This window comes from Nonomuraea antimicrobica (assembly GCF_039536965.1).
Lineage (GTDB): Bacteria > Actinomycetota > Actinomycetes > Streptosporangiales > Streptosporangiaceae > Nonomuraea > Nonomuraea antimicrobica.
In genome coordinates, this window is sequence record NZ_BAAAZP010000053.1 from 23,875 (window position 1) to 37,222 (window position 13,348).

A 13,348-nucleotide genomic window follows, 5' to 3' on the forward strand; every position below is an offset into this window, starting at 1 on the left:
TCCCCGCGCCAGGAAGGCCGTTATCCCCGGCAAAAGAGGGAGGTGCGCGTGCATCAACCGGCACGGTGGGGTTTGGGCGCGGCAGGCGCGGGCGTGGTGGTCATCCTGGGGCTGGACCTGACCAGCCTCGACGAGATGAACCCATTCATGCGGACCATCAGCGAGCACGGCCTCGGTCCCGACGGGTGGATCTTCGGGCTCGGAGTGGGCCTGCTGGCGGCGGGGTCCGCGGCCATCGGTGTGTCACTGGCGCGTAAGAGGCTGGCGGGGGTGTTCGGCACGATCGCGCTCATGAGCTGGAGCGTCGGGCTGTTCATGACGGCCTGGTTCGAGAAGCACGACTGGTCGGTCGGGCCGAGCACGAGCGGCAGCATCCACCGGGTGGGCAGCTTGATCGCCTTCCTCAGCCTCCCGCTGGCGGCGGTGGTGATCGCCAGGCCGTGGCGGCATCGCGAACGGTCGAAGGCCACGCTGGTGGCCTTCGGGTTCGGGATCTGCTCGGTGCTCTGGGTGGTGGGCATCGGCGCGGTGACGTTCATCGGGGCGGGCAACGGGCTGCCGTGGTACCGCGTCATGCCGCTGGGGCTGGTGGAACGCGGGCTGGCGGTGACCGAGGTGGCGGCGCTGCTGGCGCTCGGGGTGTGGGCGGCGGCCGGACGGCGTCCCGTGCTGGCGGAGGGGCTCCGGCAGCCGCTAACCTGACCCAGCCTCACGTTCTGATCTCCCCCCAATCAGGAGGCCGCCGTGCCGTCCTCACGTGATCGCCGGGCCCGCATGGCCACGTACGTCGTCTATGGCGTCCAGGGCCTGTCCTTCGCCTCGCTCCTCATCCAGGTCGCCAACCTCCAGGCCGAACACGGCCTCGACGAGGGCACCCTGACGTTGCTGCTGCTGATCGTGCCCGTGTTCGCGGGCGTCGGCAGCGTGGCGGCGGGCGCGTTCGCGGCACGCGTGGGCAGCAAGGTGCTGCTGCGCATCGCGCAGCCCGTGGTGGCCGCCGCCGTCGTGCTGGCCGGGCTCGCGCCGAGCGTGCCGCTGCTGGTGCCGGTGCTGCTGCTGTTCGGGCTGGCCGTGGGCGCGGTCGACGCGGGCATGAACATGCAGGGCGTGGCGGTCGAGCGCAGGTACGGCGTCCAGGTGCTGAACGGCTTCCACTGCGTGTGGAGCGTGCTCAGCATGACCGGCGCGCTGTGGGCGTCGGCGGCGGCCGACCTGCCGCTGCCGCTCATCATGGCGCTCCCCATGGTCGTCGCGGTCGCCGGCTCCCTGTACGCCGGGCGGTTCCTCTGCACGCCCGAGGAGGAGAAGGCCGACACCGGCGCCCCGGTCACCGGCGGCGGGTTCCCGTGGCGGCCGATCATCCCGCTCTGCCTGGCCATGGGCTTCCTGTACGTCGGCGACGCCGCCGTGTCGAACTTCAACACCGTCTTCATGAAGGACGTGCTCGAAGCGGGGCCACGGGTGATCCCGCTGGCCTACGTGGCCTACCAGGCGACCACGCTGGCCGTCAGGCTCGGCGGCGACCTCGCCGTGCGCCGGTACGGCCCGGCCGCCATCGTCAGGATCGGCGGTGTGATCGCCACGATCGGGTTCCTGGGCGTCGTGCTGGCCCCGAACCAGCCGCTCGGCATCGTGGCGTTCGGGCTGACCGGGGTGGGTCTGTCGGTGGTGGCGCCGCAGTCGTTCTCGGCGGCGGGCAGGCTGGACCCGGCGGGCACCGGCGTGGCCATCGCCCGGGTCAACCTCTTCAACTACGTCGGCTTCATCGTGGGCGCGGCCCTGGTGGGCGGCCTCGCGGACGCCGCGGACATGCGGGTGGCGTTCGCCGCGCCGCTGGTGCTGGCCGCCGCCATCATCGTCCTGGCCCGGGGCTTCGAGCCGAGGCGCACCGAGGCCGCCGCCTGACCGGCCAGGGCTCGCTCACTTCACCGCCGCACTTCCGCGACCTCCACCGGACGTCCCTCGCGCAGTGACAGGTCGGCGGCCTCGGCCACGTAGAGGGCTTCGAGCGCGTCCTCGATCGAGCACAGGCTCCGGTCTGCCCGCAGGAAGGCGTCGATCTCGCCGCGGTAGGCGGCCTCGAAGCGGGCGACGAAGTCGGGCCAGGGGTTGTCCGGCCTCGGCAACAGGTCCTCGGGCGAGTGGTACTCCGCCGAGTGCAGCGGGGCGCGCGAGCTGAGGCCGACGACCTGGGTGCGCTTGGTGCCGGCCAGTTCCATGCGCACGTCGTAGCCGCCGCCGTTGTAGCGCGAGCCCTGGAGGGTGGCCAGCGTGCCGTCGTGGAGGGTGAGCAGCGCGGCGCTGGAGTCCACGTCACCGGCCTCGGCGAAGAACGCGGCGCCGAGGTTGGCGCCCTGGGCGTAGACCGACACGACCTCGCGCCCGGTCACCCAGCGCAGGATGTCGAAGTCGTGGATGTGGCAGTCGCGGAAGATGCCCCCGGAGCTGGCGATGTACTCGGCGGGCGGCGGCGCGGGATCGGCCGTGACCAGGTGCACGCGGTGCAACTCGCCCAGCTCCCCCGCACGCAACGCCGTCGCCGCCGCCACGTAGCCGGGGTCGAACCTGCGCTGGAACCCGATCTGCACCCGGTTGCCGGCGCTCGCCTCCAGCACCTTGACGGTCTCGGCCACCGTCGCCGCGACCGGTTTCTCGCAGAAGACGGGGAGGCCCCGCTCGCACGCCCTGACGATGAGTTCGGCGTGGGTGCCGGTCGGGCTGGCGATGACGACGGCGTCGGCCTCGAAGGGGTCGCCCGGCCTGCCGTACGGCGACGTACGCACGGGATCGGCCACGATCAGCTCGTCCACCAGCGGATGAGCGGCCAGGGTCGCGGCGTGAACGGCCCCGATCCGGCCCAGGCCCAGCAGTCCCACGCGCATGGCGGCCTCCAAATCGCGATCAGATCTTCTTTCTAAATGAGCATTTCTCCGTCAGTCAACGTTTTGTCCTGACATGCGTACCTTCAGCCCTCGTACGGCCTCGGCCGCCTTGTGCGCGGGCAACCGCGCGAACCCCACCACCACGGCCGCCGGGCCCCGCTTCGTCCGCATCGGCGCCACCGGCTCGGCCGACATGCCCAGCTCCAGGGCGACCCGCACCGTACGCGGCTCGTCCCACCCGCCAGGCAGCTCCAGGTACACGTGCAGCCCGGCCTCGATCCCCTTGACCCGGACCTCGGGCAGCTCCTCGGCCAGCGCCCTGACCAGGGCGTCCCGGCGGCGGCGGTACTCCCTGCGCATCCGCCGCAGGTGCTTGTCGTAGCCGCCGGTCCGCAGGAAGTGGGCCAGCGCGTACTGCTCGATGACCGGCGAGCCCAGGTCCAGCTCGCCCCGCGCGCGACGGACCGCCTCGGCCAGGTCGGGCGGGGCCGCCAGCCAGCCCAGCCGCAGGCCGGGCGCGAGCGCCTTGCTCACGCTGCCCGAGAGGATCACCCGGTCGGGCGCCAGGCCCTGTAGGCAGCCGACGGGCTCGCGGTCGAAGCGGAACTCGGCGTCGTAGTCGTCCTCCAGGATCACCCGATTGCCGGCGAAGGCCCACTCCATCAGCGCCGCCCGGCGCGGCGGCGAGAGCACCACCCCGGTCGGGAACTGGTGGGCGGGCGTCACGAGCACGGCGTCGCCGCTGAGCCTGCGCACGTCGAGCCCCTGCCCGTCCACCGGCACCGGCACCAGGTGGGCCCCCGCCCGCCGCAGCAGCGGCACCTGGCGGTGGCTGGTCGGATCTTCCACGGCCAGCCGCAGCGTACGCCGCTGGGCCAGCACGTGCAGGATCAGGCTGAGCCCCTGCGCCACGCCGCCCACGATGATGAGGTGCTCGGGGCGCACGTCGGCCGCCCTGACCCTCCTCAGGTAGCCGGCCAGCTCTTCTCGCAGCTCAGGCACGCCGCCGGGGTCCCCGTAATCGAGGGCGTCCGAGGGTACGGTGGTCAGGACGTGCCTGACGGCCGCAAGCCAGCGTTCACGGGGGAAGTGGCCGAGGTCGGGGGAGGTGGGGCGATGACCGTAGTACGGAGCGCGCACGGAGGTGTCGCGCCACGCCGTCCTGGACCGGGACGGCGCGGAGTCTCGGAAACGGGGTGGCAGGGAGGCGCGGGCGCCGCCCCGCCCGGCGTTCGTCGGGGTGACCAAGGTGCCGACGCCCACCCTGGAGACCAGGAAACCCTCGGCCACCAGTTGCTCGTACGCCTCCACCACGACGCCCCTGGACACCTGGAGGTCGGTGGCCAGGTCGCGGGTGGCGGGCAGGCGGGTGCCCGGCGCGAGCCGCCCGCCCCGGATCGAGTCGCGCAACTCCGACGCGATCTGCCCGGCGATTCCCCCCTTGCCGCGGTCTATCCGGATGTGGAGGTCGGCCATATTGGTCCTGTCTCCCAGCGGCACATTGGACTGTTTACGCGAACCATTGTCTCCCTAGCATCCCTCGCATGAGAAACGGAATCGTGGGGGCGGCCACGGCCATGTTCCTGGTCGGAACGCTGGCCGGGGTGTCAGGTCTCATCGGCGACTACCCCTTGTACGGCGGACAGGCCGTTCGGTATCTCGTGGCCTCGGTCATCCTGCTCGTCATCACGCGGTTGCTCGGCCTGCGTTTCGTCCGGATGACCCGTCGCGAGGCGCTCTGCCTGGGCGGCCTGACCCTGCTCGGCCTGGCGTTCTTCAACATCTGCGTGATCGAGTCCACCCGCGCCTCCGGCCCCGCGCTGGTCGGCACCGTGCTCGGCACCGTGCCGCTGGCGCTCGCGCTGGCCGGCGGCAGACCCGCGCCCCGGCTGCTGCTCGGCGCGGGCATCGTGGTCACCGGGGCGACGCTGGCCACGGGTCTCGGCAGCGGCAACGCGACCGGCCTGCTGTGGGCGCTCGGCGCGCTCGTGGGCGAGGTGAGCTTCTCCATGCTGGCCATCCCGCTGCTGCCCAGGCTGGGGCCGATCCGGGTGTCGGCGTACTCGACGGCGCTGGCCGTGCCGATGCTGGCCGTGGTCGGGCTGGTCCACGAGGGGACGGGCATGTTGCGGGTGCCGACGGTGCCCGAGGCGCTCGGGTTCGCGTACCTGGCGATCGTGGTCACCGTGGTCGCGTTCTTCCTCTGGTACCACTCCCTGCCCAAGCTGGGGCCCGGTCGGGCCGGGCTGTTCGCGGGGCTCATCCCGGTGGCGGCCATCGTCACGGGGGTGGTGCTGGGGGTGGCCGTGCCGTCGGCGTACGACCTGCTCGGCGCGGGGCTCGTCGTCGTCGGCATCCTGGTGGGGCTCACGGCCGAGCGTTCCGGCACGAAGGCGGCGGTACGCCCGTCCGAGGCGTGAGTCCGGCCCGGGACCCCGAGAGCCGTCCGTGGCCTGAGCCGGTCCTCCGGCCGCTCCGAGGGCGCGTAATCTCTTGGAGGACCGAAAGGATGGACATGGGCGAGTTCGACTACACCGACCTGCTTCCGCTTGGAGCCGACGAGACCGAGTATCGGCTGATCACCTCGGAGGGGGTGCGGAAGGTCGAAGCGGCCGGGCGTACGTTCCTCGAGGTCGATCCGGAGGCGCTGCGGCTGCTGACCGAGACGGCCGTCCACGACATCTCCCACTTCCTGCGCACCTCGCACCTCGCCCAGCTCAGGAAGATCGTCGACGACCCCGAGTCCAGCGGCAACGACCGCTTCGTCGCGCTCGACCTGCTGAAGAACGCCTCCATCTCGGCCGGCGGCGTGCTGCCGATGTGCCAGGACACCGGCACGGCCATCGTCATGGGCAAGCGCGGCCGCCACGTGCTGACCGACGGGCGCGACGCCGAGCACGTCTCCCGCGGCGTGTACGACGCCTACACCAAGCTCAACCTGCGCTACTCCCAGATGGCCCCGCTGACCATGTGGGAGGAGAAGAACACCGGCGACAACCTCCCCGCCCAGGTCGAACTGTACGCCGAGGACCCCCACGGGCACCCCGACGAGTACAAGCTGCTGTTCATGGCCAAGGGCGGCGGCTCGGCCAACAAGTCGTTCCTGTACCAGGAGACCAAGGCCGTGCTCAACGAGAAGCGCATGATGGCCTTCCTGGAGGAGAAGATCCGCTCGCTGGGCACCGCGGCCTGCCCGCCGTACCACCTGGCCGTCGTCGTGGGCGGCACCTCCGCCGAGTACGCGCTCAAGACCGCCAAATACGCCAGCGCCCGCTACCTCGACTCGATCCCCACCGAGGGGTCGCCCGCCGGCCACGGCTTCCGCGACCTGGAGATGGAGGCCAAGGTCTTCGAGCTGACCCAGAAGCTGGGCATCGGGGCGCAGTTCGGCGGCAAATACTTCTGCCACGACGTACGCGTCATCCGCCTGCCCCGCCACGGCGCGTCCTGCCCGGTGGCCATCGCCGTCTCGTGCTCGGCCGACCGCCAGGCGCTGGCCAAGATCACGCCGGAGGGCGTGTTCCTGGAGAAGCTGGAGACCGACCCGGCCCGCTTCCTGCCGGAGACCACCGACGACCACCTCTCCGACGACGTCGTCCGGATCGACCTCAACCGGCCGATGCCCGAGATCCTGGCCGAGCTGACCAGATATCCCGTCAAGACGCGGCTCTCCCTCACCGGCCCGCTGGTGGTGGCCCGCGACATCGCGCACGCCAAGATCGCCGAGCTGCTGGACGACGGGGGTGAGATGCCCCAATACCTCAAGGACCACGCCGTCTACTACGCCGGACCGGCCAAGACGCCGCAGGGGTACGCCTCGGGGTCGTTCGGGCCGACGACGGCGGGGCGGATGGACTCGTACGTGGAGAGGTTCCAGGCGGCGGGCGGCTCGATGGTGATGCTGGCCAAGGGCAACCGGTCGAAGCAGGTGACGGAGGCTTGCCGGCAGTACGGCGGCTTCTACCTGGGCTCCATCGGCGGCCCTGCGGCGCGGCTGGCTCAGGACTGCATCAGGAAGGTGGAGGTGCTGGAGTATCCGGAGCTGGGGATGGAGGCGGTGTGGAAGATCGAGGTCGAGGACTTCCCGGCGTTCATCGTGGTCGACGACAAGGGTGACGACTTCTTCACTGACAGGACCGGCCCGGTGCTGAGCATCGGCCGCCGCTGACGGGCCGCTGGCCCGCTGACGGCTGGGTCGACCTGCGGCGAGGCGGGTGCCGCCGCGAGCATCTCGCGGCTCACCCGCCCCCTCGCTCCCACGCCGACCTGGTGACACGCGAGACGGTCACCCTGGTGACGGGCGAAGACGGTCACGCGGCGACCGACGGCCGGTGCGGCGCCACGACGGAGCCGTCGGGCAGCAGCAGGCCGGTGTCCTCGAACAGCACGACGCCGTTGCAGAGCAGGCTCCACCCCTGGTCGGGGTGGGACGCGATCACGTGAGACCGCTCACGGTCGGGGGAGTCGGCACTCGGGCAAGCGGGGTAGTGACTGCACATTGCGCACCTCTCAGATTGCGCTCCAGGTTGCTGGGTCTCAAAAGGGCAGTGGGCGCCCCGACGGCGTGCGAAGGTCCAGCTCGGCTCGGGTCGACTTCTTCGGCCGGCGGCGAACCTGGGTCTGGCTCATCTTCATCACGTCCTTCAACGGTGTGTCTCAGCGGTGAACCGGTGATGGAACCTCGGCGATGCCCTCAGTCTGACGTCGAGGGCCGACAGTTTCCTGCCGTCCTGCGGGGGGATCTCGCCTTCTCTCATGGCTATGACCATGCCCCCGTCCTCTTACGGCGTCCTTACAACTCACTGACGGGGGCCTCGTGGTTCCTGTCAGTCAGACTGCCGCAGCCCTGGTAACCCCCTACCAGGCATCATGCACAAATTCCCGGCAGGTCGTTGTGCCGACCGACACACCCGCCGGGCGAGCTGGGAAAACGGTCCGAAAAAGGCGGGCGAGAACGCGCGCGCGGGCGGCGGTAAGCCGCCCGCGCGGCGGGACCAATCTGACCTCGACAGACTGCCAAGGGAAGACCTAGGTCGCAAGTCCGATGTAGTTGCAATGTACTTGCAATAGTGTCGGCTCAGAGATCGCCAAGGAGGTCACATGGGTGACTACACCCTTCCCGACATGCCGTACGACTACGCCGCGCTCGAGCCCGCCATCACCGGCGAGATCCTGGAGCTGCACCACGCCAAGCACCACGCGGCCTACGTCAAGGGCGCCAACGACACGCTCGAACGCCTGGCGGAGGCCCGCGACAAGGCCGAGTTCGCCAATCTGGTGGGGCTGGAGAAGACGTTCGCCTTCAACCTGTCAGGCCACGTGCTGCACTCGATCTTCTGGGAGAACCTCTCGCCGGACGGCGGCGACCGCCCCGACGGAGCCCTCAGTGACGCCATCGACGAGCACTTCGGCACGTTCGAGGCGTTCCAGAAGCAGCTCACCACCGCCACCGCCGGCGTGCAGGGCTCCGGCTGGGGCGTGCTGGCCTGGGAGCCGCTGGGCCGCAGGCTCGTCGTCGAGCAGATCTACGACCATCACGGTAACGTCGGGATGAACACCACACCGTTGCTCGTCTTCGACGCTTGGGAGCATGCGTACTATCTTCAGTACCGTAACGTGCGTCCCGACTACGTCGAGAAACTGTGGGGCCTCATCAACTGGGATGATGTGGCTCGGAGGTTTGCTGACGTGACGAGTCACGCGGGTTGACTTAAGTTCGCAACAAATTATCGGCCCCGCCTCTACTGGTCGGTTTACACAAATAGGTAAGCTGCCTGGCATGCGTGCGCCCTCCGGTTACCTACTCGCCGCGCGCTATCGGCTTCTGGAGCCGGTTGGTCGCGGCGGCATGGGCACCGTTTGGCGGGCACATGACGAACTGCTCGACCGTGACGTGGCGGTCAAGGAAGTGCGGCTGCCCACGGTCCTTGACGAGGAGCTACGCGCCGAGCTGTGCGCGCGCACGGAGCGCGAGGGCCGGGCGACCGCGATGGTCGCGCATCCCTCGGTGATCACCGTCTTCGACGTGGTCACCGAGGACGACCGGCCGTGGATCGTGATGGAGCTGCTCCATGCCAGGTCACTGGAGCAGCTCATCCAGGAGGAGGGCCCGCTCCACCCCCGCAGGGCCGCCGAGATCGGCCGCCAGATCCTGGGCGCGCTGCGTGCCGTGCACGCCAAGGGCATCCTCCACCGCGACGTCAAGCCCAGCAACGTGCTGGTGACCGAGGACCGCGCGGTGCTCACCGACTTCGGCCTGGCCGCGCTCGAAGGTGACGTTTCCATCACCCAGGCGGGCATTGTCCTGGGCTCCGCGGGCTACATCGCCCCGGAGCGGGTGCTCGGCTCGAAGGCCAGCCCGGCGGGCGATCTGTGGTCGCTCGGCGCGACCCTCTACACCGCCGTCGAGGGCCGTGGCCTGCACGGCAGGCGCACTGCCGCCGCCGCGCTCGCCGCCCTGACCAGCGGCGAGCCGATCCCCATGACCAAGGCGGGGCCGCTGGCGCCCGTACTCGACGCGCTGCTCAGGATCGACCCGGCCACCAGGCTCGACTCCGTACGCGCCTCGCTCATGCTGGCCAGGGTGGCCGCGGGCGGCTCGGCCGAGGAACCCCTGCCACCGCGCAAGGCCGCGCGCCTCCAGGCATCGATTCCCCAACCCCCTTTCGTACGCAGGCCCGCGCACCGCGGGCTGCACCGGGCCGATCCCCCGGCCGGATCCGTGAACGTGCCCTCGCCGCGGCAGGAGCGCAAATCCGGTGAAGGCGTGCACAGGAGGCGGGTCGAACCGCGGCCGGCGCCGTCGGCCTACGCCCGTTTCAAAGCGACGGTGATAAAGTTGTGCCTTCCTCGACGGTTCTGGCCAAGAGAACTTCGCAAGCGAGGGTAAAGCACTTCCCAAGCGAGAATCGATATCTTCTTCTCATGCCGGAACAGCAGACACGCCTTCTCGCAGAGCGCTACGAGCTCGTCGCCCCCCTGGGCCGGGGCACGATGGGCACCGTGTGGCGCGCTCGCGACCGCGCGCTGGGGCGCGAGGTGGCGGTCAAGGAAATCCGTCAGGACCCGGGGCTCACCGAGGAACAACGCGCCGAGCTGCGCGAGCGCATGGTGCGTGAGGGCCGCATCGCCTCGCGGATCAACCACCCGTCCGTGGCCGCCATCCACGACGTGCTCATCCAGGACGACAGCCCGTGGATCATCATGGAGCTGGTCGAGGCCCGCTCGCTGGAGCAGGTGATCGACGAGGAGGGGCCGCTGCCGCCGCGGCTGGTGGCGGAGATCGGTGTCGACCTGCTCGGTGCGTTGCGCGCGGCGCACGCCCAGGGCATCACCCACCGCGACGTCAAGCCGGGCAACGTGCTCATCACCGAGAGCGGGCGCGTGGTGCTGACCGACTTCGGCATCGCCAAGGCGGAGGGCGACTCCCGGCTGACCAGAACGGGCATGGTGATCGGCTCGCCCGGCTACACCGCTCCGGAGCGGGCAAGGGGCGAATACACCGGCCCCGAGTCGGACGTCTGGTCGCTCGGGGCCACCCTCTACTTCGCCGTCGAGGGCCGTCCGGCCTACGAGCGCTCCACGATCGCCGAGACGCTGGCGGCGCTGCTCACCGAGAACGCCGATCCGCCCACGCAGGCGGGCCAGTTGCGGCCGGTGCTGAACGGGCTGCTCAACAAGGACTACCGGCAGCGGCTCGGCGCTGCCAAGGCGGAGACCCTGCTGCGCATGGTCGCCGACACCCCGACGAGCGAGATGCCGGTGCTCACGGCCGAGGCTCTTATGGCGCAGGAGGCCCCTTTGCCCGACCCGTTCGCCGGCCAGCGGCCCCCCGCCCGGGGAGGGCGTCCGCCCGTCGGCCGCGCACCACAAGGCCCCGCCGGACAGCCTCCCGCAGGCCACGGCCCAGTTCCCCAAGGGCACCCCGGAGTGGGCGGGCCGCAGGCGGCGAGCCCCATGGGGCCCGGCGGCCCCGCGGGCCCGGGACCGCAATGGCCCGGCGGCCCGGTCGGTCAGGGCCCCGCGTCAGGGCCGGGTACCAGGCCGGGGCCGCAGGGGCCCGGCGCGCCGACCATGCCGCAGCAGACCGCGCCACCCGCCTATCCCCCGCCGGGACAGCATCACTTCGCCCCGGACACCCCGCCCGCCGGCCAGGCGGGCACCGGCCCGCACACCGGCCCGCACACCGGTACGCCCGGCGCCGCTCCCGAGGGCGGCTACGACCCCGAGCGGACGGTCAGCATCTCGCGTCCCAAGGGGCCGTTCCCCACGCCGCCCGGCCAGGGCGCGGGCCGGCCGCCCGAGGACGAGGGCGCCGTCACCACCACCCGCATCCCCACGCCGAAGAGCGGCTCCCCCGGCCAGCAGGTCTACCCGCTGCCCACGCCCCCGGCCGGTCAGCCCCAGCCGCACAACCAGCCGCAGAGCCAGTTCCCCAACCAGCCCCAGAACCACCCACAGCATCAGCCACCGAATCAGCCGCCGAATCAGCCACAGCCAGGGCCGCAGCAGCAGATGCCGCCGCAGGGGCCCCCGCAACGGCCGGGGCAGTTCCACCAGGGGCAGGGGCTGGGCACCGACCTGTTCGCGATCGCCGGGCCACCGGAGAAGCGCCCCGCGGGCAACCGCAACGGCATGCTGGTGCTCATGGCGGTGGCCGCCGCGGCGGCCGTGGTGATCGCCGTGCTCATCGTGGCCCTGTTCTCGAGCTGACCCGGTTCTCGAGCTGACCCGGGTTCCCGAGCTGACCCGGGTTCCCGAGCTGACCCGGGTTCCCGAGCTGACCCGGGTTCCCGAGCAGGCCCGCGTCCCGCCGCTGGCCTGTGGGCCTTCCTGGCGATCACGCGTCCGTGGGCCAGACTGGAAGTCATGAGCGAGTTCAGGATCGAACATGACTCGATGGGCGAGGTACGCGTCCCCGCAGGTGCCCGGTGGCGTGCCCAGACCCAGCGGGCAGTGGAGAACTTCCCGGTGTCGGGCCGCCCCTTGGAGCCCTCGCACATAGCGGCGCTGGGTCTGATCAAGGCCGTGGCGGCGGAGGTCAACGGCGAGCTGGGCGTGATCGACAAGGACATGGCCGAGGCGATCGCGCAGGCCGCCGCGGACGTGGCGGAGAACGAGCACGACGCCCACTTCCCGATCGATGTCTTCCAGACCGGCTCGGGCACCTCGTCCAACATGAACGCCAACGAGGTGATCGCGACGCTGGCCGAAGAGCGGCTGGGCCGTCCCGTGCACCCCAACGACCACGTGAACGCCTCCCAGTCGTCCAACGACGTCTTCCCCACCTCGATCCACGTGGCGGCGGCCACCGAGGTGACCTACCACCTGCTGCCCTCGCTGCGGCACCTGGCCGAGGCGCTGCGGGAGAAGGCGGTGGAGTTCGACGGCGTGGTGAAGTCGGGGCGCACCCACCTCATGGACGCGACGCCCGTGACGCTGGGCCAGGAGTTCGGCGGGTACGCCACGCAGATCGAGCACGGCGTCGTCCGGGTCGCGGCGGCGCTGGAGCACGTGCTCGAACTGCCTCTGGGCGGCACCGCCGTGGGCACCGGCATCAACACGCCGCAGGGCTTCGCCCAGGAGGCCATCGGCAAGCTGCGCGAGGCCACCGGCATCCCGTTCGTGGAGGCCCGCGACCACTTCGAGGCCCAGAGCGCGCAGGACTCCATCGTGGAGCTGTCGGGGCAGCTCAAGGTGGTGGCGGTGTCGCTCACCAAGATCGCGAACGACCTGCGCTGGATGGGCTCGGGGCCGCGGGCCGGGCTGGGCGAGATCAACCTGCCCGACCTGCAGCCGGGCTCGTCCATCATGCCGGGCAAGGTCAACCCGGTGATCCCCGAGGCCACGGCCATGGTCGCGGCCCAGGTCATCGGCAACGACGCGGCGATCACGTTCGCCGGGGCGTCCGGGGCCTTCGAGCTGAACGTGCAGCTCCCCGTGATCGCGCGCAACATCCTGGAGTCGATCCGGCTGCTGGCCAACGTCTCGCGCCTGCTCGCCGACCGCTGCGTCTCCGGCATCACCGCGAACGTGGAACGCCTGCGCGAGTACGCCGAGTCGTCCCCGTCGATCGTCACCCCGCTCAACCGGTACGTCGGCTACGAGGAGGCCGCGAAGATCGCCAAGCAGGCGCTGGCCGAGCGCAAGACGATCAGGGAGGTCGTCATCGAGCGCGGCCACGTGGCGAACGGCACGCTGACCGAGGAGCAACTCGACGCCGCGCTCGACGTCCTCTCCATGACCCGGCCCTGACCAGCCCCGACCTGCCCTGATCGGCGCTGATCGGCCCCGACCGGCGCTGACCGGACCGGCGCCGCATCAGGTCCTGACCGGCTCGGTGCGCGACGCGGCGGCGCGGGTGGCCTGCGTCCAGCGGGCGAGCAGGGTCTGGGCGGCGCCCGAGTCCACCGCGTCCGCGGCCCGTTTGTGGGCGGCGGCGAGCGCGGGCGTGAGGTCGGCCGCCG

At 71.1% G+C, this 13,348-nt stretch carries 11 protein-coding genes; 8 read left to right on the forward strand and 3 right to left on the reverse strand.

Annotated elements, in window-relative coordinates:
• Positions 1–48: 48 nt before the first annotated feature.
• Complete coding sequence (locus ABD844_RS15095) at positions 49–702, forward strand: DUF998 domain-containing protein (RefSeq protein WP_344877252.1); 654 nt, start codon at positions 49–51, stop codon at positions 700–702.
• 42 nt (positions 703–744) lie between these two features.
• Complete coding sequence (locus tag ABD844_RS15100; protein WP_344877254.1) at positions 745–1,905, forward strand: MFS transporter; 1,161 nt, start codon at positions 745–747, stop codon at positions 1,903–1,905.
• 20 nt (positions 1,906–1,925) lie between these two features.
• On the opposite strand, the gene ABD844_RS15105 is transcribed toward ABD844_RS15100, so the two are convergent.
• Together ABD844_RS15105 and pdxR are read right to left on the reverse strand one after the other, a co-directional pair.
• Positions 1,926–2,882, reverse strand: a complete 957-nt coding sequence (locus ABD844_RS15105) for a Gfo/Idh/MocA family protein (protein ID WP_344877256.1) — start codon at positions 2,880–2,882, stop codon at positions 1,926–1,928.
• 51 nt (positions 2,883–2,933) lie between these two features.
• The gene (pdxR, locus tag ABD844_RS15110; RefSeq protein ID WP_344877258.1) at positions 2,934–4,358 is read right to left on the reverse strand and encodes a MocR-like pyridoxine biosynthesis transcription factor PdxR; all 1,425 of its coding nucleotides are present in this window, start codon (positions 4,356–4,358) and stop codon (positions 2,934–2,936) included.
• Positions 4,359–4,426: 68 nt separating this feature from the next.
• Between pdxR and ABD844_RS15115 the strand changes: the two genes are divergently transcribed.
• Both ABD844_RS15115 and ABD844_RS15120 read left to right on the forward strand, forming a co-directional pair.
• Positions 4,427–5,302: a DMT family transporter gene (locus ABD844_RS15115; RefSeq protein ID WP_344877260.1), complete on the forward strand. Its 876-nt coding sequence runs from the start codon at positions 4,427–4,429 to the stop codon at positions 5,300–5,302.
• Positions 5,303–5,397: 95 nt separating this feature from the next.
• A complete protein-coding gene (locus ABD844_RS15120) occupies positions 5,398–7,050 on the forward strand; it encodes a fumarate hydratase (protein WP_344877262.1) in 1,653 nt (550 codons plus the stop codon).
• Positions 7,051–7,192: 142 nt separating this feature from the next.
• On the opposite strand, the gene ABD844_RS15125 is transcribed toward ABD844_RS15120, so the two are convergent.
• Positions 7,193–7,381, reverse strand: a complete 189-nt coding sequence (locus ABD844_RS15125; RefSeq protein WP_344877264.1) for a DUF5999 family protein — start codon at positions 7,379–7,381, stop codon at positions 7,193–7,195.
• Positions 7,382–7,982: 601 nt separating this feature from the next.
• Between ABD844_RS15125 and ABD844_RS15130 the strand changes: the two genes are divergently transcribed.
• The 4 genes from ABD844_RS15130 to ABD844_RS15145 all read left to right on the forward strand — a co-directional run bounded on the left by ABD844_RS15130 (position 7,983) and on the right by ABD844_RS15145 (position 13,136).
• Positions 7,983–8,591: a superoxide dismutase gene (locus tag ABD844_RS15130; RefSeq protein WP_344877266.1), complete on the forward strand. Its 609-nt coding sequence runs from the start codon at positions 7,983–7,985 to the stop codon at positions 8,589–8,591.
• Between the two features lie 70 nt (positions 8,592–8,661).
• The gene (locus ABD844_RS15135) at positions 8,662–9,771 is read left to right on the forward strand and encodes a serine/threonine-protein kinase (RefSeq protein ID WP_344877268.1); all 1,110 of its coding nucleotides are present in this window, start codon (positions 8,662–8,664) and stop codon (positions 9,769–9,771) included.
• Positions 9,772–9,806: 35 nt separating this feature from the next.
• Positions 9,807–11,594, forward strand: a complete 1,788-nt coding sequence (locus ABD844_RS15140) for a serine/threonine-protein kinase (RefSeq protein ID WP_344877270.1) — start codon at positions 9,807–9,809, stop codon at positions 11,592–11,594.
• Positions 11,595–11,750: 156 nt separating this feature from the next.
• Positions 11,751–13,136 (forward strand): class II fumarate hydratase, encoded by a 1,386-nt coding sequence (locus ABD844_RS15145; protein WP_344877272.1) that lies wholly within the window; start codon positions 11,751–11,753, stop codon positions 13,134–13,136.
• The last annotated feature ends 212 nt before the right edge of the window (positions 13,137–13,348 follow it).

Bases quoted from the DNA above. Each gene is read 5' to 3' on its own strand.
- ABD844_RS15105 (WP_344877256.1), bottom strand. From the start codon at position 2,882: ATGCGCGTGGGACTGCTGGGCCTGGGCCGGATCGGGGCCGTTCACGCC.
- pdxR (WP_344877258.1), bottom strand. From the start codon at position 4,358: ATGGCCGACCTCCACATCCGGATAGACCGCGGCAAGGGGGGAATCGCC.
- ABD844_RS15115 (WP_344877260.1), top strand. From the start codon at position 4,427: ATGAGAAACGGAATCGTGGGGGCGGCCACGGCCATGTTCCTGGTCGGA.
- ABD844_RS15120 (WP_344877262.1), top strand. From the start codon at position 5,398: ATGGGCGAGTTCGACTACACCGACCTGCTTCCGCTTGGAGCCGACGAG.
- ABD844_RS15125 (WP_344877264.1), bottom strand. From the start codon at position 7,381: ATGTGCAGTCACTACCCCGCTTGCCCGAGTGCCGACTCCCCCGACCGT.
- ABD844_RS15130 (WP_344877266.1), top strand. From the start codon at position 7,983: ATGGGTGACTACACCCTTCCCGACATGCCGTACGACTACGCCGCGCTC.
- ABD844_RS15135 (WP_344877268.1), top strand. From the start codon at position 8,662: ATGCGTGCGCCCTCCGGTTACCTACTCGCCGCGCGCTATCGGCTTCTG.
- ABD844_RS15140 (WP_344877270.1), top strand. From the start codon at position 9,807: ATGCCGGAACAGCAGACACGCCTTCTCGCAGAGCGCTACGAGCTCGTC.
- ABD844_RS15145 (WP_344877272.1), top strand. From the start codon at position 11,751: ATGAGCGAGTTCAGGATCGAACATGACTCGATGGGCGAGGTACGCGTC.